The organism is Paenibacillus sp. AGC31 (assembly GCF_057334655.1).
Genome location: NZ_JBHFJH010000038.1, coordinates 78,459 through 103,684, shown reverse-complemented (window position 1 = coordinate 103,684; position 25,226 = coordinate 78,459). Strand labels below are relative to the sequence as shown.

Sequence of the window (25,226 nt, the reverse complement as noted above, 5' to 3'; positions counted from 1 at the left end):
GCCTGGATCTGGCGTTATGGTGCCCGGATCTGGCGTTACCGTGCCTGGATCTGGCGTTACGGTGCCTGGATCTGGCGTTATGGTGCCCGGATCTGGCGTTACCGTGCTTGGATCTGGCGTTACGGTGCCCGGATCTGGCGTTACGGTCCCTGGACCTGGCGTTACGGTGCCCGGACCAGGTGTTACGGTGCCGCCTCCGTTGTTACCATTGCCGCCGGTGCCGCCACCAGAACTAATCGGCTTCATTGGCACATCGTACCTGACAATGTCAAAATCGACTGAAATCGTACCACTTGTATGCGTTTCGTATCCGTCCTTCGTTACGATCAGATAGTAATCGGCTTCAGGAAACACCATGTACGCATAGAAGCCATCTGCATCACTACTCTGCTCCGGGCTCTCGTTGTCGTACGGTGGGAAATTTGGAACCTTTGGAAGCGTTACTTTCGTACCCGGAATGCGTCCGTTATCTCTATTCCGCTGCGTATCCGCATAATACAGTGTAACTTTGGCTCCATCAATTTTCTTGCCAGTGACGGCATCTCCTGTCGTTTCATCATAGACCGTACCATAAGGGTCGACTAATTCCTCTGAAATATTCAGCTCTCCGTTAGCTTTAACGTCAAGTTGCGCCACTTTGAGGAGCAATTCCTCGCCGGTCTCAGCTTGATAGCGAACTTCCATTGTGTACTTCTGCTCGCTTAGCCCTTCCACAGAGAAAGTTCCATTCGTAGCCATAGGAAATGCTTTAGGTTGGCCGTTTTCCTTAATATAAATGCCATCCTTGTCTTTCAAATAGATATGCATCTGGCTAGTCAACAAATCGTTGAATAGCACTGTTGTTCCATCCAGTTGTTTGAACAGAATGATCCCCACGGCCGTAATGTCCGCTGGAACAGTCTCGTCCGTTACACTGCTTTTCACATTTGCTTTCTGCGTAAACTCAACAGGTACATCCTTACCGCCTACCCGATACATCTTTGTATATCTGATCGTATAGTCGGTATCCGCTACGGCTGGGATTGAATATTCACCCTTCTCATTCGTCTGCGTCTGAATCTCTTCGCCTGTCTTCAGATCGGTTACCGTAATCGGTGCATTCGGAATGACTTCTCCTGTGTTATTGTTACGCAACACGCCTTCCAGATACGGTCGGGTATTGGCAAAATGTGCTTCAGACCATTTTTTCTCTGGAATAGTGCCAATGTGAATGAGACTCTCTGGATCAGTCACATAGCCATCTTCCGTATAGTCATCTTGGGTCACTTTATACTGAAGATTGGTTGGAAGCCCTTGGACAATGAGCGTCTGGCCATCTGTAAGCTCGAAGCTCTCACCGCTCTTGATCATGCCCTTGCTGCCGTCTGACTTCTCATAGACGTAGGATTCGTCCGATCCCTCGCCAGTGAAGGCAACCGTGTACTTAAACAGCTTCTTCTTGTCTTCATCTTTGACTTTAACTGTGTTGCTGATTAATAGGCCGCCCTTCAAAACTCGCACGTTCGTGAATGGGGCATCTTCATCAATGCCTTTCATGACTCCGGTATAATACCGTTCCTCAGGAGTAGTCATATATTCATCGGTTGTGTAGTCTTGTTGGGTAACGGTGTATTTCAGATTCTTAGGCAGGCCCAGAATATCCAGTTTCTCTCCATCCTTGAGGCGGAAAGTATCGCCGGACTTGATCGTACCTGTGCTACCGTCCGTCTTCACGTAAGTGTAGCTTTCCTCTTTGCCTGCATCCTCAAAGTTGACGGTGTACTCGAACTCCTTCGTCTTATCGCCGCCGTTGCCCATGACCGTATTGCTGATGGTCAGCTTGTTAACGGTCCGTTCGTTGATGAAGTCCGCCTTGTGATCACCTTTATTCACGATTGAGCCAGACAGTTCTCTCGTACCCGGTATCGTCGTATAACCGTCAACGGATGTATAATCGTCCTCGGTTACGGTATAGACCAGATCCGCAGGCAATGCTGGAAACGTCACAGATTCCCCGTGCTTGAGGGCAATCTTGTCTCCGCTCTTGATCGTGCCAATCGTATCATCTGACCTCTTATAGGTATACTCTCTGTCCTTACCTTCGCCAGTGATGGTCACGGTATACTCGAACTCTTTGTCCGGATTACTGCCGTTGCCCTCCACCTTATTGGTAATGGTCAGCTTGCCTTGGGCCGGTGTAGGCACGATCAGTGGATTATCAGAGGTTAATTTCACCCCGTCTACCCAGATGGGCTTCCCTGGCGTATTCCCTACATATACTTGGTATACTCTTGTTGTTGGCAGCCAAGTGTTGGTGTCAATATAAGTTTCTTTCAGCTCATAATACCCTGGATCAGGGAATAGCAGATTAAGTTTCCCTCCGCTATCGGTTTTTCCTTTGGTAATTATAGTTCCGCCGTCTTTCTTATAGAGTGTAAACTCTACGTCTTTTAGCGGATTGCCATTGGGATCTACCTTTTTCAGGGGCAACAGTGCATTGGAACTTGAACTGCCGGCCACGTCCGAACTGTCCAGTGTGCTTTCACTTCTGGCACTGACAGATTTCAGATTGTCATCGCCCTCCAGTTTTACCTCGTTGCCCATTGTGTCTCCAGCTTTCGCTTTAGATGGATCAACTTCTGTTTGGTACACAAACTGGTACAACTGATTAGGGTCGTCCATTTTAAATGTTAGAACCGTAGTGCCACCCGCGCCTGGTGCAGCTTCTACTTGAACTTCAGCATTCGGGTCGCTGAGGTCCAGTGCTGCGCCCTCTCGTTCCAGAGTGCCGCTTGCGGTCAATTTAGCAGGATAGACTGCCATACTAGGTGATGTCAGCACAAGCTTCCCGTTTTCTTCATAACGCAAATTCATGCCTGTACCCAGGGTATCCTGCAAATAAACACCCTGCTTCATGTTAAATGGCGGGGTATAATTCACCGTCCATTCCAGCACTCCTGGAACTGGCTTAGTTACCGACTTTCCAAGGGTCTGAATAGGTACAATAACTTTGCGCTGTTCGGTGACAACCTTCTCCACTCCACCCCATGACATATGAAGGTCGGCTTTGTTATACAGCACCTGTTTGTCCGTGCCGTTGGTGGTGTATTCCTCTAAATACTTCTGCAGAGCATCATTGGAAGGTCTTGCCTTCACCAGAATGACATAAGGACTTTCCAACTTGGAGAAGGTGAAAGTACCCTCGTTTCCAATGTGTGAAAACTGGACTACATGAGAACTAGTACCTGGTTCAATTAGAGTTCTAGCATCGTTTCTAACACCATATTCTGTGCCTGAACCATTGTCCGAAATTCCTTTCCACAGCTCAAAGTCCTTAGTTTCAGAGAAAGGAACGAATTCCCAGCCTTCGGGAAGTGTATCTACTAGCTTAATATCACTAATGACTCGATTACCGCCATCCTTAGCCATTTCTTCTGTGTTATATCCTGGCATATTAACCCCTAAACGGAATGTGACCGTTTTGGTTGTCCTGTCATAGCCAGAAATTGTCCATGCTTCACTGTTATCATTTCTAATGTAACTGCTAACGTTATTCGGCGTCACATTTTCAAAAGTACCATCTACTTTTAATGGCTTCGAAGCAAAGAGCATATCCTTGTTCAACATACGCAGGTGTAGGTTGGCACTGTTATTTGCTTGTTTTACGCTTTCGCCATCAATCAGCAAAGCCCGATTCGAGCTTGCTTTCCCTGCGTTAATTTCCTGTCTGAAGAGAATGTTCGGGTTGGTCTCAAGTGTACGGAAGCTGAAGGATGCAGCTTCTTCGGTGTATCCGGTCACCTTGATCAAATCCGCCACCACTTTACCGTCCACGGTTAATGGAATAGCTTTCATCGTCAAACCGGTTGCATTCGACTTCAGAGTTCCCGCTTTGTACTGCTTCCAAAGCTGCGCAGAAGTGATATTTGCTTTAATTTTCGCAATTGTCTCCGCACTCACCTCGCTGGTTCCATCTACAGCGTTGTCCAAGACGTTCAAGTCACCGCCATGCACAAGGACATCGTATATTGCCGCGTTAGGTAAGGCATACTGTGGTGCTAGATTAACGGTCCAAGTGATACTACCCAGGTTATAATCCTCGGGTGATACTGCGCCTGTTTTTGTAAACGTGTGTGCGCCAATGCTGACGATTGCCTCATCCGTCACGGCAATAGGTCTTTTACCCGTCATTACATCGTTGTTCTGTATACCACCTGGTGTATCCAAATTCCAGTTGGCACGAGGGTCAATTTGGAAGCTGGAACCACTTATCGCCTTGCTTTTAATCAACAATTCGACTTTTCCGTTAATATCCCCGAAGGAATAAACGCCGTTTGAATCTGGTGTAATTGGCGTTTCTTCAGATACAGCGCCATCTACCCATGTCTGCCATGCAGCCGATTCAAATTCCAGCCCAGTCGGTAATACATTTGTGATGGTAAAGTCCTTTAACCCTTTTTTGTTATATTGGTTAACCGTGACCTTCCATGTAATGGTTTCATTCGCATGGTCATACGAAGCGCTGGCTTGAATCCAGTCGGGAGCAAAGGAAATCTCCAAACCTGACTGTACCAACGTATCATTGTCTTTTCTCAGTTCCACCTTGCCATTCATATCCCGATGGCCGCGACCAAGATTGGCTGGCGGATTCCGATACTCGTAATAATAAGCTTCCTTAGAAATCCATGTTTTATATTCAATCTTTGGATCTAGACCTGTTCCCTGTGGAAAAGTGTACGTCAGCGATCCGTCTGGACCAACGACTGGAGTTACATTTTGGTCATTTACTTTAAATGAATCCTCCATATAGGTGCCGCGGGAATTTCCAGGGCTGGTATTGTACGTTGAGGGATTCGTATAAAAGGTCTTTCCGTCTAGTGGCAATTTGATTGTTTTATCAAACTGATCAAACGCAGATACGGTTGACTGCCAGGTAACAGCTCCCTCAACAAATTGTGCTGGTTGAATTCCGCGATAGCTATACTGATCCCACCTGATCATTCCAGGCGAGCTTAAAGTAATGTTATACTCTGCTGTAACATCTGGGTTCTCTAGCTGATATGCACCACCAAAGATGTTGATCGGCTTTTTATCGCCATACGCCAATCCCGTTATATCTGCATTGGCAGTAGATTCAAAGCTGAAGGCAATGCCTCGTCCAACACCATTGAAAAAATAATCATCACCGTTAAATACAATCCTGATGCTATTTGGAGTGAAATAGGCGGTACCGAGCTGTTTTGTACCTGATTCCGTCTGTGCATTCAAGGTTTTAGTAGCTGTTGGCAGCATCACTTCCTTGAAGTAATCTTCTCTTTTCAGCTCGATCCAGTCACCCTTTTGGATGTATTTCTCAGGATCTGCATTAGTTGGATTTGGGTCATCACCATTCACTGGTACCTTGAGACCTTCCGATTTGAGTGTAAAGGGCTGTCTACCCTGAATAATACCGTTCGGATTAATAACAACATTCCCCTGTGTCACTTCCAGCGGAAAGGTTGAATTAGATTCCATAAATACCGCTGTTTTGTCCGTTGGGACTGCCGCCATCGCTACGAAATTGTTCGGTGCTTCGTACACTGCCTCAGGTACCGAAAGTGGTTCATCGGCACTCGGCGAGTCAGATTCACTGACCGCTTCCATTCCGGAATCCGTTGGCACACTCTCCGCATATGCGGCGGTGGAGTATATCACTGTCTGCAAGACGAGCAACATTGCCAGAAATAAAGACAATAACGGTTTACCTATATTGCGTTTTTGTTTCAAACGAAAATCTCCTCCACTTCTAATATTTTTGCAGCAACCAGAAACTTTTTCCCTTTCCTTTGGCCATTCCATCCTTACAACAGAAACTGATAAAATTCATCAAGTTCATATGGCTTGCCTTACCATTTTACTTTAGAGCCCTTACCAAATTCTGAACACTACGCTGTAACCAGAGCATAGAGCCAATTCAGACATGGATTTCTCCATAGAATCGTGGATTTTAAGCATAAAAAAACATCCTAAATTGGGATATGGCATTCTCCTGGATAAACCCTTTTCACCAATTAAAGAACTACTTGATGAGAGGGTTTATCCGTAGAGGAATGCTCATTCGCCCGATAGGATGTGTTTCTCTGTTTTAATATAAAGTTTGAATAAGTTCTACATTATGAAGCTTTTGCTGCAACAGCTTTTTCAATTAATGCTTTTGCATCGTTAGTAGTCAGACCTAGTTTAGGTTGAAGTGATTTTTTATCTGTTCCAGCAAAAATACCTTTGTCAATCAGTTTTGCCATAGGCTTAATTGCATAAGCAGACACGGATTTACCATCTTCGAAACTAGCAATAATCGTAGCAGCGTCTTTATCAGTCGCTTGATCTTTTACCAATTTAGCAAGAATGGTAGCAGCTTCTTCACGTGTAATATCCCGATCAGGATAGAAGTTTCCACCATAACCTTGAATGAATCCAGCATGCGTAGCTTCAGCAATCGCATCTGCATATGCAGCATTAGCCGCAACATCCTTGAATGCAGGTGCTGTAGCTACTTCGTTAAGTTTCAACATGTCGACCAGAGCACTTACAAATTCAGCACGAGAAATGACTTCTGTTGTTACAGGTGTTTCTGTTGGCTCGGTAGATGCAGCCAGGTTTGTGATACGTCCTTCATTTTTAGCTACGATGCTACCACCTTTATACGTGTCTACGATGTATTGGTAGAATACATCCAGATCGATAGGACCTGCCAGGGATGATTTAGCATCCACCAGCACTTTATAGTTATCTCCACCTGCAGCCATAAAGTTGTTAACCACAGCCGTATATGTTTTTGCAGGATCAATCGTTGTTCCATCTTCAAGACTGAGACCAGTAACACGCTCTGCAACCGGCTTATTGAAATCTGCAGTGTATTTCAAACCAGAGATTTGGAGTGTTTTGGTATTAGGTGTCCCGTCAGCATTGGTGCCCCATTGCTGCTGCAACAAGGTTTTAACCTGTTCGCCAGTCAGCTCAAGTTTCACTAGAGTATTACCAAACGGTTGGATTTTGGCAAGATCAGCAAAAGTCACATCGCCTTGTGGCAGATCCGCACGAATACCACCTGGATTCATAAATGCAAAGTCAGCAGCACTGGCCTTATCCCCAAAGTCTGCTTCACGCATTGAATCTGCAATGAGGTTGCCTAGAGGGGCCTCGTTATTATAAGCATCTGTACGAGTAACAGAACCATCCGTTGTACCTACTGGCTTCGTCAGCTCAGGATGCTTGTCCAATGATTTTTTAATAATAGCTAAAGATTCAGGGTCTTCTTTTACACCCTCTTGGAAAGTCGTTGTAACAGTCGCTGATTTTTCAGTTACATCCCCGGTGGCAGGGTCAATCATCAGCTTGATATCTTCAAACGCCGTACCATAGGAATAAGCTTGCACGATCAACTTTCCATTCACTACACCGTTAGCCAAAGCATGATTGTCACCTGCAACGATAACGTCAACAGGGGAGTCCGCCGGTAAAGCTTTTGCCAGATCAGCTGCTTCTCCAGTGGTTACGCCTTCTTTGGTTGTTGCTGGATCATGTGCCAAAACAATGATCGTTTCTACGCCTTGGTCTTGCAATTCTTTGGCATATTTATTAACGGCTTCCACTTCTTCTTCTGCGCTTAAGAAACGTACGCCAGCTGTCCCAGATGGAGATACTTTGGCAGGTGTGGATTTCGTCACTAGTCCAATAAATCCAATTTTGACTCCGCCCACTTCTTTAATCACATACGGCTTAATCAATGTTTTTCCTGTGGCAGTTTCAATCACGTTTGCATTGACGTAATCAAATTTTGCACCGGCATGCGTTACTTTACCTTCTTTTGGATCGAGGCCACCAAAGATTTGTGCTTTTAATGCTGCAATTCCTTGATCGAACTCATGGTTACCCAGAGAAGCTACATCAAATCCCATCATATTCATCCATTCCATGGTAGGCTCATCACGATCCAAAGATGAGGCTGGAGCAGATGCACCAACAGAGTCTCCATTATGGAAGAGTAGGGAGTGTTCATATTTGGCTTGAGCTTCTTTGAGATAGGTTGCTAGAATTGGAGCCGTTCCTGCCTTCTTATCACCCACGATTGATGTCGTATCTAACTGACCGTGGAAATCATTGATTCCAATCAAGTGTACTTCTACATCGTTACCTGCGGCAGAGACAGAACCTGCTGCGCCCAATAGTTGCGTGAGTAATAGTGCAGCAGTAGCTACACGCAGTGTGCTTTTGCCCAAAACTTGTTTCCAAAACATGAATGAAAAAACCCCTCTCCAATTTTAGATCCTGAGATATTTTACCATAGTTCAATTCATAAAAATCATTAAATATATAAAATGGATGTAAAAAGTTGAGAGATTGATAGAACAACAACATGACATGTTACATTTCAGCCAAAACTTCACTATGGGTGCTCTGACACGCAGCTCAATTCTTCTTACGCTATCACCTACTGGGTACGTTCAACATAGTACACTGGCACTAGCTAAAAAAAGGCACCCTGCAGGGTGCCTTAGTTTCTTCATATAATATCTCAAAACACTCAGACGACGAGGTATCTATCTTTTACTCCAATTTGCTTTCCTCTTTATAGAGGTAGAGATGTTTCTCGGTTGACTACTATTCTGCTTTGGTTTTATCTATCATGTTCATTAATATAACTACAGCCTCTGCTCTGGTGGTTTGTGCTTTAGGTTTGAAATCGTTGTTACCCATGCCTTCTACAAGACCAAGTTCCTTCAGAGCTTCCACGGAGGTTTTCGCCCAAAGAGGAATAGATTTGTCATCTGCAAAAGACGTTGTAGTATTGCCTGTAATAGATACCTTTATCGCATTCGCAACCATCACTACCATCTCGGCACGTGTTATGTTGGTGTTCGGACGGAACGTGTCATCCGGATAACCGCTAATAATGCCTTCTTGCACGGCTTGCGAGACTGCCATTTTGGCCCAAGTTCCGATCTCGGTTTTATCTGAGAATACCAGTTCCACTTCTGCTTTTTGTGAATTCAACGCACCCATCAGCATGACTGAGAACTCGGCACGTGTGATGTTCTTCCCTGGATTGAACGTTCCATCCGGATAACCGTTGATGATGCCGTTGCTTGAAGCTTGGTTAATTCTTGCTTCAGCCCAGTGTCCCGAGATATCGCCAAAACCAGGTTCCGTGGTGGGTTCAACTGGATTATTCAAGACCGGCTTTCCACTCGTTTTGTCTACAACAAGGACGGCGAACTTCGTAAAGTGATTGACCTCGACTATGATTTGGTTCCCTTTTATAATGCCTTCGTCCACTTTCTCCCATGCCTTGTTCACTTCATCATAATAATATACAGCTGTCGAATGATGATTCTCAAGACCTGATGAATCAAATGTAAAGGTCATTTTTACCGGCTTGAGGAAGTTCTCCGGAAAATTCTTCAGAAGCTCAAATATTGGGCTGGCCAGAATCTCTTTATTTGTTAGCAAAGTTTCGGTATTCGACACTTTATCAATCGATAAAGTCAGTTCTTGAGGTGATCCCCCTACTGGAATTGAAATTTGAATCTCTTTGCCCAAGCTAACCAACCCTGATTTGCCCACCGGAACGGTTATTTTACCCGTTGTTGAAGTGACTGTATTGTCTATTGGAGCCATTGGTGCTGAAGGAGTACTCGGACTTGTTGTTTGTACGGGCTGTACAGTGGAAACTGAATACGGATTGGACTCAGTTATACCCTGTCCTGCATTACCGGCACCATTGGACACTCCATTATTCTGAAGGGTGATGACATTGACCGATTTGTTCACGTTAGCTTGAGGTGTTAACGTTGCGGTCCACGTCACACCCCCATCGGATGAATGAACAGCACTCAGTGTACCACTTGCAACCGTCAGATCTGCATTATCAAAACCCGACACAGCCTCAGAGAATGTGATTGTTACCGCTGATGTTTTGCCACGGGTCAGCGTTGTATCGGCTACAACAATCGTTGCCGTTGGTTGGGCGGTATAAACCGTATAATTATTCGAATCCGTCGTACCCGTTCCGGCATTGCCTGCAATATCATTGATGCCTGTGTTATCAAGCGTAATGATATTCGTTCCATCCGTGGTGTCAACAGCCGGCGTCAATATCGCGGTCCATGTAATGCCTCCATCGGAAGAGCTAGCGGCACTAAGCGTACCGTTTGAAACTGTCAGGTCGTCATTGGTAAGGCCTGTAACTCCTTCGGAAAACGTGAAGATGACCTCCGATGTCTTCCCGGCAGTCAGTTTCGTTTCGGTGACGTCGATCGTTGCTGTAGGTCTGACCGTATCAATGGCGTAGTTATTGGAATCCGTTGTACCCGTACCTGTTATGCCGCCTTGATTCTCCACACCCGTATTGTCGAGTGTAATCTTATTGGTTCCAGCAGTCATGCCGACAGTCGGGGTTAGTTCTGCTGTATAGATAATATTATCGTTAGTAGCCAGATTGTTAATGGTTCCATTCATCGCTGCAAGGTCTGCAACAGTAAATCCTGTAACTGGTTCAGAGAATGTGATGGTGACCTGTGATGTTTTACCAATGATCAGCGTTGTATCGGCTACTACAATCGTTGCCGTTGGCCGGGCGGTATAGACCTCATAATTATTCGAGATCGTTGTCCCTATGCCAGCATTGCCTACATCATTGCTAATGCCTGTATTATCAAGCGTGATGATGTTGGTTTCATCAGTGATACCATAAGCTGGCGTCAATGTCGCAGTCCATGTAATACCTCCATCGGAGGAACTAAGGTCGCTCACCGTACCGTTCTCAACTAAAAGGTCAGCGACGTCAAAACCTGTCACTGCTTCGGAAAACGTAATAGTAACCAGTGATGTCTCCCCGGCAGTAAGGACCGTACCAGCTATGATAATATTTGCTGTGGGTCCTATTGTATCAATCGCATAATTACTCGAGGTGGTTATACCTACACCTACAGTACGGTCTTGATTCATCACACCCGCGTTGTCGAGAGTAATGACGTTGGTTGCATCTGTAGTGTCGGGTTTAGGTGTAAGAGTGGCGGTCCACGTAGTGCCTCCATCTGAAGATGAAGGTGCAGTCACTGTAGCGTTTGGAACCGTTAAGTCTCTAGTATCCAACCCTTGTACCGCTTCCGAGAACGTAAAGGTTACCTGTGATGTGCTGCCAATTCTCAGCAGCGTGTTATCCATTGTGATTGTTGACGTTGGAGCCGCAGCATACACCTTATCCGATGGTTTTAAGTACAACAACCCTGTAATGAGAGATAATACCAGAACCAAGCTCCCTATCTTTTTGACAAAATACATATGACCCTCCTCGTATCTTTCCTCTGGATGAAAAAAATCATCTGAAACTCTTTTGAAATATTTCAAATTCAATCTAATCAATCATTCGACACATTCGTCCAAATTCCTATATCCACAAATAAAAATAAATCGCTTGCCTCAGCTGAACTACTAACTGTAAGTCAAGAGTGAGACTAGTTAAAAGTATTATTTATGCCTTCCACTATCGCTCGGAAAGATTTTAATAGAAAATTATGTATTTTATCTTTTTAGTTGATATAATGGGATAAAAAGTCATATTCATTTTTGTGATCACATGTACGGGCAGTTATAATAGTAAGCTTCCTCGGACCTCAAACCCCTCAACTTTAGTTAACACATATCATTTTCATACTATGTATTGTCTATTAAAGGAGGTGACCCCGAAGAGCATTGTAAATCGATTTTCCCTATAACTACCACTGGGGGATGTGCTGATTGCTCTTTCACCACTCCTAACCGAACGCTGTGCAGAAATACGCGATAACTGTAAGGGTTTGTTGTTCTATGCATTTAGCTTTAACCATTATAAAAACATAGGAGCGTGTCCAATGAACAGACAACTTTTCCCCAGATCATTTCGCATTCTGATGGCTTGCTTGTTGATTCTTGCATTTGCCGTACCAGCAACAGCTTCTGCTGGCTATCTTGGTGATAAGCTCACGATCGGCCAAAGCATGGCGAAGGGTGACTATCTCACCTCCCAAGATGGTAGATTTTCAGCCATTTGGCAGAATGACGGGAACTTCGTTATCTATCAAAACGGTTCTTCTCTCTGGAGTAGCGGAACTAGTAACAGTGGGGCTCTTTCGTTCAATTTTGAATCACAGTACGGGAAACCTGTCATCTATAAATATGGCATGAAATATCAAGACGTTTACCAATATGGTTATCGTTATGGTTTCAATCCGGCTACAGGTAAATTCGAATATTACACCGGTTGGGGATGGGATAAAGTTTTGATGATTGATACTTCTGTACAAGTAGCTGCTTGGTCTCCCAATACCACCTCATGGATTCCAGGTCATCACGGGAGCAGCTTACCGTCTGACACAACGGGTGACACACTGGTCATGCAAAGTGATGGGAATTTAGTTCTCTATAACACAACCCTGACCAATAGCAATTATCCGAACAGTTGGATTCCTGTCTGGGCTTCGAATACGGGTGGGCGTTAAAAGTAGATGGAGAGCCGCATGGTGTGCGGCTCTTTTTTGTTTATCAGGAGGATATCATTGATATTGTTCATATTGCTGTTGAATAGACAGCGAAGGCTGTAATCCAAGTTCATGAAGCAGTAATTGCGTATATTGCTCATAGTGGTTATGTAGTGATTTTCGATCTCCCATGGCTCCCAATATACTTAATAACAGTAATGTTGACTCTTCCTCAAACTCATTGCGGGATACAATTCTTCTGGCAATGCGTGCTGCTTCATTATATTGATTCCCTTCCAGCAACCAGCTTGCAAGACGCTTGGCATAGGAAACGTACACAGTTAACAATCTCTCACGTTCCCCTGTCGCCCAATCAAAAGATTTACCCTCAAACAACTCGCCTACGAACTGTTTCTCTAACGCTATGGCCGCTTCTTCATTAGTTATATTGAATTCGAATAACTCCAATATGGTCTGTTCGAATCGAATAAAGTCAACATCGGCTTGATCTAAATCTACCCGATATTGCTCTTGCGCTGATAGGATCATCTCCTTGAACCCATGCTCGGATAACACCTTTCTAAGCTGATAGACAATTGTATTCAAGTACACTTCCGCCTGCTTGAGAGGCCTCCCTGGGAAGAGATCCTCCAGGATTCGGGATTTGGCCACACTTCGACCCTGATGAACAAGCAGATAGGCAAATAGCTCCATGCTTTTCTTGGATTTCCATTTCACTGTACCCGCTTGTTTGCTGCTAGCCTCGAAGCAACTCAGTCCATGAACCGTCAGCCGATTAGGCACAAGGTCGTCAGCAAGATTAGAAGAAGATCTGCGTTTGCTGGCCGCCCTAGTGAGCGTCTGAGCCAGTCGCATTCTGGAAATCGGCTTAACCATGTAGTCCAACGGATAAACATCGTAAGCGTGAATCGCATATTCTGCATGCGAAGTGGTAAACACAATGTCAAGATCATTACAAACTGAGATCAAGCTGCGTGCAAGCTCTAATCCATTGTCCTCAGCGATCTGGATGTCCAGGAATGCGAGATCCACTTCCCTGTTCTTAGCGAAATCGAGTGCCTCTGCCGCATTCTGAAAGCTTCCGACAATCTCCACATCTTGCATATTCGACAGCATCCGCTTCATTGCCAACAGCATGGCAGGCTCATCATCAACGATGAGAACTTTCATCTCTTTGTTCCGCCTCTCAAAGTGAAGTGAAATACGCTTCCTTGTCGCACCGTGCTTTCTGCCCACATATCTCCACCACTTAGTTGTACGAACTGCCGACTTACGAGCAATCCAAGCCCTGCCCCTTTTTCCCCTAATGTACCCGCCATGGAGTTGAGTTGCTTCTCGTTAAATAGCTGACGAATTCGCTCCTCTTCCATACCTACTCCGTTATCACGAACGGACACGATAACCATGTCTCCCGACAACTGAGCATACACTTCGATTAAACCACCCAATTCGGAAAATTTGATGGCGTTGGTTAATAAGTTACGAATAATTAAACCAACTGTTTCCCGGTCTGCATATACATGGGTGCCTATGGCAATCTTATTCATCACACTGATATGTTTACTCTCACTTTTGATGTGTAACATATGACAACAGTCCTCAACAACCTCCGAAAGCTCCAGTAACTCTGGACGAAGTGTCATGTCTTCAACCTGACTGCGAAACCACTCTAACAAGTTATTAGCCATTCCAAGTGTATTACGAATCTGGTCACCCAGCTGCTCAATGATCTCTTGATGATCCGCAGCGAAGGATTGCCTGTCCACCTCCAGTAACTCCACGAGTTGAAACTGCAGCGCTAGCGGACTGCGAATATCATGCGATATAATTGTAAACAATTGATCCTTCAGCTGGTTCAACTGTGCCATCTGCTCCAGATGCCGTTGTTTCTCTGTAATATCAAAAATAAGAGAAATATTACCCTGTGCCTTACCCAGTGTATATAACGGATATACGTTTACACTATACATTTTTCTTTCTCCATCCAGCCACTGATCAATCTCTACACTGCCCGGTTGCATAGACTTGCTCAGCTTATACCATTCTGGCCAGGACGCTAGGATTTCCGATATATTCCGACCCAAAATATTGGTGTAGCCTAACTCTGAGAACCATTGTGAAGCTCGATTATTGCTATCAATAACCTTTCCCGAACCATTCACAATCACAATACTCTCCTGCAACGTATCAAGTACAATATTCCTGGCAATCGGAACGGTAGAGAAGAACTTAATCCTCAAAATAATCACCAGCATAATTGTCCCTGTAGATCCGCAGTAAACTGTTAATGGAAGTAACCATGATGACCACTCAGGATTCACAAATTTGATAATCTCCAGGACAAACGGTAATGTAGCCAGAAGGAGAACCCACATTCCCGGCTTACGATAATCACTCCTAATATTCCTCACATACTGAAATAAATAGTAGAGGCATATAACCACTGCACTATAACAAATGAGGCTGAATACTCTGGAATAGAGGGTTTTTGTTGTGACTAGGTGGCCATTATAAAGCTCAATCGTCAGATATATAATATGAAGGTTTGGGTCAAGCCACATAAGCAACGACCACGATGCGAATACAGCAAACAATAGGATCTTCCATCGGATCTTCAGCAGCTTGTCTCGACCGACTAAGTGATAAACAAATAAGATCAAGAAAGGGACCATTACATTTTGGGTCGTATTCTGAATATTGCGAAAAATGAATTTAGTCATTAATACATCGCTATGTCTCTCCAGAATGATACTGCTTGAGTACATCATCCGGCATACGATCAACCCTACGAGGTAGATTACTCCGCGCTCTCGTCTAAACCCGTACACAGTGAGTAAGATGATACCCGTCATGATCAATGAAACAATCATGAGGATAAGTTCTAGAGTGGAATTCATACATCAGGTCCCTTTATATTTAAATTAAGAAAATAGACACCTTATGCCTTTTCTATCCATAATAGTAGAGGGAATTATGGATTACAAGCCTATCTGCTATCAGGCTTCAACAAAAACTGACCCCTGATGTCATCTAATGACATCAGGGGTCAGTCCTTTATTGCTTAATGTATAGATTTCCAAAGTCGCAAGAGTACAACCGCTGCTTCGGCTCTTGTTGTTCGTCCCTCCGGAACAAATCGATTACCCACTTGCCCTTTCAGAAGTCCGTGCTCCTGAGCAGCTTCAACATATGCCTTGGCCCATGTTGGAATGCTTGTATTATCAGAGAAATAAGAGCTAGCTGTACGATCAGCATTCCACTTCATGGCCTTGGAGAGCATCGTAGCCATCTCTGCACGGCTTACCGTTTGCCTCGGCCGTAATGTTCCATCGGGATATCCTTGCAGAATTCCCTCAGCTACGGCTGTCTGAATCGCCAGGTGTGCCCATGCCGGGATGCTCTCTGCATCGCTGAAAGACACCTCACTTGATTCGTTACGTATCGGGATCTGAAGTGTCCGCATCAGCATAACAGTGAACTCTGTTCGTGTTACGTTGCCTCTTGGTACAAAGGTGTAGGCATCTATCCCCTCCACAATACCCAATTCTGCTGCCCCGCAAATTTCGGATGTTGCCCAGTGATTCTCGATATCCGTGAACCGACATACCGGAGCTGATGGCACATTATTCTCATCATCGGTAATACGGGTAACCGTTACGGTATACATGTTGATCGTTCCATCCTCGGCTTGAACCGTAAGTGTTAGCACATTGGCACCCATCGCCAAAGGGACGGTCGTCACCTCACCTATGCGTTCTCCCCTTAGCTTAACAACCGCCTTGGAATGGACTGAAGTTACTTCCAACTCCACCTGCTCAGCATCTGTCTCTACTGTATAATCCATAGTCCCGGATGTGAAATTAGGCGATAATTCCAATGCCTTTCCGGAATTATAAACATTTATTTTAGCTAAAGCTGCCTGGTTAGATGGGGATGGGGTTACTGCAGGCGGAGCAGCTGAACTACCGCCTTGATCTATTGGGCTCGGTGCTGGTATCGGCGTTGTATTATCCAGTAGAAAAGGACTCGAAACCGTATCCGTAATATTCCCCACGCTGTCTACTGCGCGAATGTGTAAGTACCAGTTGCCATCCCCGCTAGTCTGACTCAACGTATCACCGTCACTAAATGGCGACCAGCCACTTATTGGAACGGTGGTACTTTGCGTCCACAGATATTCCAGTAAAGTCTCATCTACGCCGCTTTGTAGATCGCTGACCGTTACGATACTTGCTGCAGTTTTCGCTGCCACTGCACGACCATTCGTACCAAACTGCACTTCTGGAGCCGTGGAATCAATCGCTAAAGTAATATTATACGTTTGACCGGGTAACAAGTAGGGCTCCACGCGAACTAGGATAACCGTATCCTTGGTTGCTCCCGCAAAGTTTATCGTCTTCGTGCTGCCAGACGGCAGCAGCTCATCGTTAACATACATAACTGTCTGGTTAGTACTTGCAAGTGTAGGCGTTACATCTACACTCGACAGCGATTGCCCATCGTAATAATACGTGTAAGCCGTGACTGAAGGATCGAATGATTCGATGAAGTCCCCTTCCTGTAACTTAAGATCACTCAGACGGGCATTCCCAGGTACATTCGTTTGTCCATTCTGATTGTATCCCCAAGCGACCACGGTGCCATCTGACTTCAGTGCAAGGGAATGTTGGGCACCTGCAGCGATCGCTACTACCCCGTCTAAGCCCACTGGCACATTTGCTTGTCCATTCTGATTATATCCCCAGACGACCACGGTGCCATCTGACTTTAACGCTAGTGAATGATATAATCCTACAGCGATCGCTACTACCCCGTCTAAGCCTGCTGGCACATTTGTTTGACCATAGTTATTAACATTATTGTACCCCCAGGCTGCCACGGTGCCATCTGACTTTAGCGCTAGTGAATAATCAGTTCCAGCAGCAATCCCCACTACTCCGTCTAAGCCCGCTGGCACATTTGTTTGACCATGGGTATTGTTCCCCCAGGCAACTACGGTGCCGTCTGATTTCAATGCAAGCGAGTGGATGTCTCCAGCAGCAATCCCCACTACTCCGTCTAAGTCCGCTGGTACATTTGTTTGACCATGGGCATTGTTCCCCCAGGCAACTACGGTGCCGTCTGATTTCAGTGCAAGCGAATAAACTCCTCCTGTGGCAATTGACACCACACCATTCAAGCCAACCGGCACGTTGACTTGGCCGTTATAATTATGCCCCCAGGCCACCACAGTTCCGTCCGGTTTTAATGCTAGTGTATGTAGACTCCCAACATCAATTGCTACAACTTCGCTTACGCCTACGGGCAAGTGTAGCTGACCATAACCATTGTTTCCCCAGCCAACCACGGTACCATCTGACATTAATACCATAGAAGAATGACCCCCACCGTCTATTTTCTCCGCATTAACAGGAGAAGCAGGACCTGCAGCATAAACTGATCGCACCTCGAATGGAGCGATTGTGCTGAACAACAAAATGAAGCATATAACAAGATAAACCGTCTTTCTCCAATTAAACGATAACAATATCTAATCTCTCCTTCATCCCTTTGATTCAGGCAACGCCAGAGCATACCTTTTAACCAGATCCGAAAGTCATCACCTTCTATGGATATTAACAGAGCGCTATGAAAGAATAATGAAAGAAAGTAGGATGATGGAACCAACTCGCTATATTTGTGATAAGGTTCAGCTTTAATTTTACATACTGCAAGGCGTGCTGATAGACTCACCACTTAACAAAAAGAGGTCAACCAGTAAAAATGGCTGACCTCTATACATAAATATCGTATGGGACTATCCCACTCTCTATATCTCGGGGAAATATAATAACTCTAGAGCGTCTATTACTTTGCTGTCTGAGCTTTCTTCAATTTATCAGCAACAGCTTGAGTGTTGGATTGGATAGCAGCAGTTGCTTTGTCTAATGTTTTCTTCCCGTTTACTACCTGTGTCAATTCTTTCAATACAATTGACCGAAACCTCAATTCAAAATTTGGTGACTTGTTCATGAGAACATAACTTGTTATCGATGAATCCAGATTAGGTTTTAATTTATAGAATGCATCCATCTTGTAACCAGAGTACTCCTTAATCATGCGAGATAGAGGAGCACCGATACTATTGTTCGAGTTCTTGGGTTTATAGTATTCATTAGCGTAGTCATCTCCATTGAAATATTTGATGAAATCCCAAGCGGCATCAACATGAGATGCGCCTGCTGGAATTGCAAATATCTCATTAATATACACATTCCCTGTTGACTTTCGGTCCTTAGCGGCAGGGCCGGCAGCAATACCAAGCGTGAAAGGTTTATAATTCTTCACACCTTTTTTGGCTGCTTGCAGGGATTGCAACTGACTAATAGAGGCTACTTTCATAGCTGATCGTCCCATAATGAACGAGCTGCTTTCCAAGTAACTTTTGCCGGACAGACTGATCATCTCGTCAAGTACTCCGGACTTCGTTGCCTCGCTCGACAGACGATAAGCATTTTTCCACGCAGCTGTATTTGCAGTAGCCTTTAGGGTATTTGGATCCAAGTACGTTAATCCTTCTGTTCTGGCGATATCCATTACCAAATTGCTTGATCCAGTGGAGCTTAGGCCCCAAATTCGGGAGTTCTTATCTCCCTTGGTTGGGAATTTCTTAGCAAGATTCAATATCTCTTCCCATGTCATCCCATCTGTTGGAGTTTTAACATTGTACTTTTTAAATAAATCAGCATTATACAGAAGAGCGTAGGAATCCGCTTTTGGGCTTAACCCATAGAGTTTGCCACCGCCTTGTTTCTTCAATTCATCAAGCAAGCCAGGGTATAACGCTGTCGTGTCATACGTATCTCGCTTAATTAAAGGTTCTAAATCAACCAGCTTTTTCTCTTTAGACATTTGTTGGTATTGGTAAGGGGGGAGCATCACAAGATCGGGTGAATACTTATTGATAGCCCCGTTGTAATCCCTAATCGCTTCCATACCTCCAGGTGTAACTACTTCGATATTTACATTCGGGTACTTCTGACTAAACAGATCTCCATATGTCATGTTGAAATCATTTTCGTTCCAGTACAATACTTTTAAAGTACGTGTAGAATCTGCCCCGTTGTCCGAATTTGCAGAGACTTGCTTGCCTGTGCTAAAAACTGTTGAAATACCCATTAACATAACACTTAGGCTAACAAGCATGGCCTTCTGTAATACCTTATGCTTCAAAAATAAAACCTCCACTCATGTATTGTTCAAACGATGATTCGCTTGTGTTGTACTCAGTATAGAAGTGAAAGCTTATCATCTAACTACCGAACTTCTTATCATTTCCTTAAATCGTGTTGACGTTATTCAATGCATATGAAATATCGCTTATAATTATCGTGATGCTCTTCATTTTAAGGAAGATGCTGGAATAGGGAGGATCTATGGCGGAAAGCACAATTTTAATGGTGGATGATGAAGCGGAAATTATCCAATTAATGAGTATTTATTTCAATAACGAAGGTTACAAGCTGCTGCAAGCATCGAATGGAATGGAGGCGCTGAAGATTCTGCAGACCAAGCAAGTGGATCTAATTGTACTGGATCTAATGATGCCCAAGATGGACGGTTTGCAAGCGTGTATGAAAATACGAGAGACGAATCCGATTCCTATCATTATGCTGTCCGCTAAAAGCGAAGATATCGATAAAATATCAGGCCTCAGTATCGGCGCTGACGACTACGTAACCAAACCGTTCAACCCACTCGAGTTGATCGCACGGATCAAGTCGCAGCTTCGAAGAATGAACCAGTTCAACTCCGTTTTGGGCAATGCGAACGAAATACATATCGAAAACGTCGTGATTAATAATGCATCCCACACGGTAACAGTCGATCAGCAGGAAATCAAGTTGACTCCCCGCGAGTTCGCGCTCCTTCACATGCTGGCTGTCAATAGAGGGATGGTGCTGAGTATGGACCGTATCTACGAAGAAGTCTGGAACGAGCCTTTTATGGAGTCGAAGAATAGTGTCATGGTTCATATCCGTAAGCTCCGTGAGAAGATAGAATCCAATCCACGTGAACCACGGATCATTAAAACCGTGTGGGGGATCGGATACAAAATAGAAAGCGATTTAAAAGCAAGGGGTGATTAGGATCCAACCACAGTGGCTGTATACGATTCGGTGGAGATTAATGCTGATCATGGTTGCAAGCCTGGTTTTGACAGGCATAGCTATTTTTTTGGGGTATGTCATGGCGGGAGCGCTGCAGAATATTGAATACGTAGCTGTTCCGATCAATTGGCTCATTGAGTATGCCGGGTCCGTTCGCGTGATGATCATAACCGGTATCGTTCTACTCCCCATTACTTTCTTCCTTGCCAGCCTCCGTTTGGTTCGGAATTTACGTGAAATCAACACCGGATTGCAGGAAATATCGGCAGGGCGGTTTGGGCAAGTTGTAAGGGTTAAGGGTAAGGATGAGTTAAGCGTAATCGCGGAGAGTATGAATCAATTGAGCAGTGAATGGGATCATTATCTTGCGGAAATCACTCGCGGCCTGGGGGAGATTGCGAGCGGACAGTTCGACCATCAAATCCCCGAAATTGCCGATCATCAACTGGGAGAGGTAGCACGCAACATTAACCGGATGAGCATGCAGTTGAAGCAATCAATTGCGGAGGAACGCAAGGCGGAAAAGACCAAAAATGATCTGATCACCGGTGTATCTCATGACCTGCGAACTCCACTGACCTCGATACTCGGTTTTCTCGAAGTCATCGAGAAGGATCGGTATCAGGATGAGGTGGAGATGCGCTATTACGTCAATATTGCATATGAGAAATCTTTGGCGCTTCGGCGATTGATCGACGAACTATTTGAATACACACGGGTCAACAATGGCATGCCTCTGGAACTCAGTGAGCTTAATATGACCGGGTTAATTGGCCAGCTTGCCGAAGAATTCGTGCCGATTACCGAGAGTGCAGGCATGCAAATCAGGCTGAATGTTCAAGAAGGAGACTTCAACATTCAAGCGGACGGAGCATTGTTGGTACGGGCATACGAGAATATACTCGCCAATGCCATCCAGTACGGGCGTACAGGCAAATATATCGATATCGATATTGCACAAGATGGAGATATGTTAGTTGTACGGATTCAAAACTATGGAGTCCCTATTCCCGAGCGGGATTTACCTTTTATTTTCGACCGTTTCTACCGGGTAGACAGCTCCAGGTCGAAGCAGACCGGAGGTACAGGTCTCGGTCTCGCCATAACAAAAAGTATTGTCGAGGTACACGGAGGAGGCATCACTGCGCACAGCAGCAAAAGGGCAACCTGGTTTGAAACACGGTTATCGATGTTCGGACCCAATCAGACGCAAGTGGCTGTTACGGAAGAAGTTCAAAACGAAATCAATCGGATACCGACCGTGCTTCCGGAACAACACCTTGTACCAAAACAAAGAATATTTCCTTGGCTTCGACACCTGTCTCTCTCCAGGATAGCTGCTGTACCCATTATCTTGTTGCTCGTCTGCGCGGTGGTACTATTCAGTATGAAGAATTCATTTACCTCTAATCTCGTGGTGAAGTTACCTTCCATCTTCTCTGAAAAAGAAGATTCAACGCTGATGCCAACAACCGGGAAGGACGAATTGGTTCTAATCACCGGTAAAACAGACAAAGACTACACACTGCTCATTCATAACTACCTTTTCGACGGGCATGACCTAATTATCCAATACTCCATGAAACATTCTGACCAGATATCGGAGACGCAGTGGGCGAAACAATCGGTCAAACCGACTTTTATGTTGGACCCTTCAACGATAAAGATAGTTCCCGGCATCGCCACAGATTCAGGAGTAGTGTTTGCCAAAAATGGCACCCTCCATTTTTATTTTATCGAGAATTCGCCACCTCCAGACCAGTTCCTTTTGAAAGTCAACGTAAATCAGTTAGTTCTGTCCAATGGACCGGATCAGCAGGATCTGCTCACTGGAGACTGGAGCTTCGAAATTCCTGTGAAGAAAAATTATGAGCAAAAAAACAACGGTCAAAGCGCGCCCTTGTAGAATTCAACCTAATTGAGATTCTTGAAATAAGTATTATACTTCAGAACCAATGAATTACGGTTATAATTGCCCTCCAAGCAAAAAGGATCTGGAAGCTTACTTCCAGATCCCTTTTCTATATTGAGGCTTCGAATTCTTATTTTCACATCAGGTACTAATGAATATTTCAGGGGCAACTAATTCTTATTTCGTTTGTTAACTTCAATTGCAATGAACTCTGGCAAATAATTAGGAGTACAACCCTTTGATACCATTTCACCCTTATAAAGACCTGTATTCTCACCAAGTTTAATACAACGTGCACGATACTTTTGATCATAAATGCCTATCCAGCCTGCAATGAAATTCATAGCCCACTGAACTTCTGGCTCTTCCTGCGTAATATTAGCTTCAATTGCAGATAGTAAGTCCTCGGTGTTATCAGGAGGCGTTTGTCCAGTCCATCTCAATCGCGCTTGATAATACCAGAAAGCTCGCCTTTGAAGAGCAGAAGGGCTATTTTCCCATGACTCCATCAATGCAATGGTCTTCTTGTCTTTAGTGAGCTGATTAGCCATTAACCAATCCATTAAGTTATTTCGCTCATCAAAAGTGTGAGTCTGCATATCCTTATCAAACTTATTAAGCAATTCTTGTGAAAGAAGTTTTTTATCCATAATTAAAATAGCTAATAGTCTGGGCAAAAATGCTTCGGTCGACCAAAGTTCCATAGCTAGTTCGTGATCTTTTTTAATATCCTTTGCGATTTTTCGTAATTCGCCTAGCTTAGTTTTACTATTGATCTGTTGTAGAATGTCCCCTGCTTTTGAAGAGTATTTCATTTCTATACTTTTATCCTTATTCATTGGATACCACAGCTCCTTTATGGTGAAAGTCTTTGAAGAGCGGTAGGGCTATTTCCCATGACTCCATCAACCGCAGTAAGATAAGCTTATTTTCATATATTTACAAATAAATATGTTAGACTACTAAAAGAAGAATTGCCAATCTATACTAAGGAATGCTACACAACTGGATACAGGCAGTTCTTACGATAAACGTAGTTAGAAAGGAAACCCCATGAAAAGTTCCTTGAAGCAACGAATGAAATCATTATTAGCACCAGTATTTCCCGGTGGAATCATAACCATTCTGATATTTTCCCTTGATTACTTCCAATTCGAACTTGTTGAAAAATTTCTACTTTTTGCGGCTTTTGTCATTGTACCTCTTGTGATTTTACTTTTGAACCCTGACGAAAAGAATAAACATCAACGAATGATTTATGCAGCTATGAAATGGCTTCAATTCCCCGCTGCGCTTCTTACCCTGGCCTCGGTAATGAGTAGTAAAATGTGGGGGTTAGAAAGTACGGCAATCCCAGGGATTCTGTCTCTTGGGTGGCTACTGTTCACACTGCTGCTTGGCATCTATGGCTTGACCACGATTGTAATCTCTAAAGGAAAAGCAGCTGAAATAGCGATTGGTGCGGGGCTCGTTTATTTTTTTATCGGGGGCATTTGGTTTACCTTATATCAATATCAATTAACCCTCTTTCAAGCTAATCCTTCAACGCACGCGTTAAGCTCGCTTCACTTTCATTTCTCATCTGCGATCGTTCCGATTTTTATTGGTGCACTGGGACGCATCATGACGAAGAAAAGCTGGTATCCCTGGGTTGTTGCCATCGATATCATCGGACCAATCTTGATTGCTATTGGTATGATTTTCTCCAAGCCGATTGAATACGTCGGTGTCAGTTTGTTCGCCTGCAATATTGTGGTTTACACCGCTTATCTCCTTGCTTACTTGAGGAAAAATGCTTTGGATATTAAGGCAGCCTTCTTCTTAGCCCTTTCTTGTCTAGCCTTTTACACGGTTATTGTCATTTCCATCTTCTATCCGTTACTGAAAAATATGTACTCCTTAACCATACTCGATTTTATTCCCATTTACGGATCTTTGCATGCGTTTGGTTTTGTTTTATGCGGACTGATTGGTTGGGTGTATATGGTGGACTTCATTAAGGAAAAGGCTAACCAATCGGCTTCATAGGAGTAGTTTAGTCAGGTTCGTGCTATAATAGTGATCACATAAATAACATTCATCATTCTGCCGAGATGGCGATGATTAAGGAGATTGAATTTTGACGAACAACCATGATATTGGAGCAGTTAACGAACTACCGGAGAACTTTGAAGAGCTCAAACGAGCGGCTAATCGGACGTCAAGCTGGAGAGACAGACTAGATGCGGTGAACGAATTGGGGAACTGGGATACAGCTCCTACCATTAAGTTGCTGCAGCATGTTTTGAAAAATGATCAAGTATTCCAGGTGCGCGAAGCCGCATATCACAAGCTGAAACAGTTGGATGAAGATGTACAAATGCCTGCCAAAAACAAAGGCGAGCTGTTTAAAGGTACTAACAAAATTTTGCTACGGATTAAAAAAAGCCTTCCTGAAGGTCACACATTTGAGGAATTTAAGGAAAAACTGCAAAAGACACGTTTGGATCTCTATGATACTTACGAGGGCGACAAAGATGCTGAGTTCGACTCCTGGCTCCATGGCATTTGGGAGACACTAGGTAGAAGATAATCGCCGTTCACCGTATAATAACTGAGTACAAAGCCACTTCAAAATAATGAAGTGGCTTCTTTATTTCTTCAAGCTCATCTCCATCAGATATGAGT

13 protein-coding genes are annotated in these 25,226 nt (G+C 44.3%); 5 read left to right on the top strand and 8 right to left on the bottom strand.

The window, feature by feature from the left end:
* From ACE04G_RS24020 to ACE04G_RS24010, 3 genes are all read right to left on the bottom strand, one after another.
* A partial coding sequence (locus tag ACE04G_RS24020) for a DUF7601 domain-containing protein (RefSeq protein WP_486094956.1) occupies positions 1 to 5,745 on the bottom strand: 5,745 nt, incomplete at its 3' end.
* 386 nt (positions 5,746 to 6,131) lie between these two features.
* On the bottom strand, positions 6,132 to 8,255 hold the full coding sequence (locus ACE04G_RS24015) for a 5'-nucleotidase C-terminal domain-containing protein (RefSeq protein WP_449004943.1): 2,124 nt from the start codon (positions 8,253 to 8,255) through the stop codon (positions 6,132 to 6,134).
* Positions 8,256 to 8,619: 364 nt separating this feature from the next.
* On the bottom strand, positions 8,620 to 11,301 hold the full coding sequence (locus ACE04G_RS24010; protein WP_449004944.1) for an Ig-like domain-containing protein: 2,682 nt from the start codon (positions 11,299 to 11,301) through the stop codon (positions 8,620 to 8,622).
* Positions 11,302 to 11,870: 569 nt separating this feature from the next.
* Here ACE04G_RS24010 and ACE04G_RS24005 point away from each other — a divergent pair.
* Positions 11,871 to 12,497 (top strand): hypothetical protein, encoded by a 627-nt coding sequence (locus tag ACE04G_RS24005; RefSeq protein WP_449004945.1) that lies wholly within the window; start codon positions 11,871 to 11,873, stop codon positions 12,495 to 12,497.
* Between the two features lie 54 nt (positions 12,498 to 12,551).
* Here the strand turns inward: ACE04G_RS24005 and ACE04G_RS24000 are convergent, their stop codons facing one another.
* The 4 genes from ACE04G_RS24000 to ACE04G_RS23985 form a co-directional block, all read right to left on the bottom strand.
* Positions 12,552 to 13,667: a response regulator gene (locus tag ACE04G_RS24000; RefSeq protein WP_449004946.1), complete on the bottom strand. Its 1,116-nt coding sequence runs from the start codon at positions 13,665 to 13,667 to the stop codon at positions 12,552 to 12,554.
* Positions 13,664 to 15,367 carry a sensor histidine kinase gene (locus tag ACE04G_RS23995; RefSeq protein ID WP_486094959.1) on the bottom strand — a complete coding sequence of 568 codons (1,704 nt, stop codon included), beginning with the start codon at positions 15,365 to 15,367 and terminating at the stop codon, positions 13,664 to 13,666. The genes ACE04G_RS24000 and ACE04G_RS23995 overlap by 4 nt, the downstream gene beginning before the upstream one ends.
* A 191-nt stretch (positions 15,368 to 15,558) precedes the next feature.
* Entirely contained in the window at positions 15,559 to 17,943 is a 2,385-nt protein-coding gene (locus ACE04G_RS23990) for an S-layer homology domain-containing protein (RefSeq protein ID WP_449004948.1), read from the bottom strand.
* A 401-nt stretch (positions 17,944 to 18,344) separates the two neighbouring features.
* A complete protein-coding gene (locus ACE04G_RS23985) occupies positions 18,345 to 19,709 on the bottom strand; it encodes an ABC transporter substrate-binding protein (RefSeq protein ID WP_449004949.1) in 1,365 nt (454 codons plus the stop codon).
* A 203-nt stretch (positions 19,710 to 19,912) separates the two neighbouring features.
* Between ACE04G_RS23985 and ACE04G_RS23980 the strand changes: the two genes are divergently transcribed.
* Together ACE04G_RS23980 and ACE04G_RS23975 are read left to right on the top strand one after the other, a co-directional pair.
* The gene (locus ACE04G_RS23980; protein WP_449004950.1) at positions 19,913 to 20,626 is read left to right on the top strand and encodes a response regulator transcription factor; all 714 of its coding nucleotides are present in this window, start codon (positions 19,913 to 19,915) and stop codon (positions 20,624 to 20,626) included.
* A 40-nt stretch (positions 20,627 to 20,666) separates the two neighbouring features.
* Entirely contained in the window at positions 20,667 to 22,553 is a 1,887-nt protein-coding gene (locus tag ACE04G_RS23975) for an ATP-binding protein (protein WP_486094952.1), read from the top strand.
* Positions 22,554 to 22,729: 176 nt separating this feature from the next.
* On the opposite strand, the gene ACE04G_RS23970 is transcribed toward ACE04G_RS23975, so the two are convergent.
* Positions 22,730 to 23,398: a DNA alkylation repair protein gene (locus ACE04G_RS23970; RefSeq protein WP_449004952.1), complete on the bottom strand. Its 669-nt coding sequence runs from the start codon at positions 23,396 to 23,398 to the stop codon at positions 22,730 to 22,732.
* A 214-nt stretch (positions 23,399 to 23,612) separates the two neighbouring features.
* On the opposite strand from ACE04G_RS23970, the gene ACE04G_RS23965 reads away from it, so the two are divergent.
* Complete coding sequence (locus tag ACE04G_RS23965; protein ID WP_449004953.1) at positions 23,613 to 24,587, top strand: YndJ family transporter; 975 nt, start codon at positions 23,613 to 23,615, stop codon at positions 24,585 to 24,587.
* Positions 24,588 to 24,678: 91 nt separating this feature from the next.
* Complete coding sequence (locus tag ACE04G_RS23960; RefSeq protein WP_449004954.1) at positions 24,679 to 25,131, top strand: HEAT repeat domain-containing protein; 453 nt, start codon at positions 24,679 to 24,681, stop codon at positions 25,129 to 25,131.
* Positions 25,132 to 25,226 lie beyond the last annotated feature (95 nt).

What these genes read in the sequence shown, in the direction of transcription:
- ACE04G_RS23970 (WP_449004952.1), bottom strand. Translation starts at nt 23,398, where the DNA reads ATGAATAAGGATAAAAGTATAGAAATGAAATACTCTTCAAAAGCAGGG.
- ACE04G_RS23965 (WP_449004953.1), top strand. Translation starts at nt 23,613, where the DNA reads ATGAAAAGTTCCTTGAAGCAACGAATGAAATCATTATTAGCACCAGTA.
- ACE04G_RS23975 (WP_486094952.1), top strand. Translation starts at nt 20,667, where the DNA reads ATGCTGATCATGGTTGCAAGCCTGGTTTTGACAGGCATAGCTATTTTT.
- ACE04G_RS23995 (WP_486094959.1), bottom strand. Translation starts at nt 15,367, where the DNA reads ATGATTGTTTCATTGATCATGACGGGTATCATCTTACTCACTGTGTAC.
- ACE04G_RS24005 (WP_449004945.1), top strand. Translation starts at nt 11,871, where the DNA reads ATGAACAGACAACTTTTCCCCAGATCATTTCGCATTCTGATGGCTTGC.
- ACE04G_RS24015 (WP_449004943.1), bottom strand. Translation starts at nt 8,255, where the DNA reads ATGTTTTGGAAACAAGTTTTGGGCAAAAGCACACTGCGTGTAGCTACT.
- ACE04G_RS24010 (WP_449004944.1), bottom strand. Translation starts at nt 11,301, where the DNA reads ATGTATTTTGTCAAAAAGATAGGGAGCTTGGTTCTGGTATTATCTCTC.
- ACE04G_RS24000 (WP_449004946.1), bottom strand. Translation starts at nt 13,667, where the DNA reads ATGAAAGTTCTCATCGTTGATGATGAGCCTGCCATGCTGTTGGCAATG.
- ACE04G_RS23980 (WP_449004950.1), top strand. Translation starts at nt 19,913, where the DNA reads ATGGCGGAAAGCACAATTTTAATGGTGGATGATGAAGCGGAAATTATC.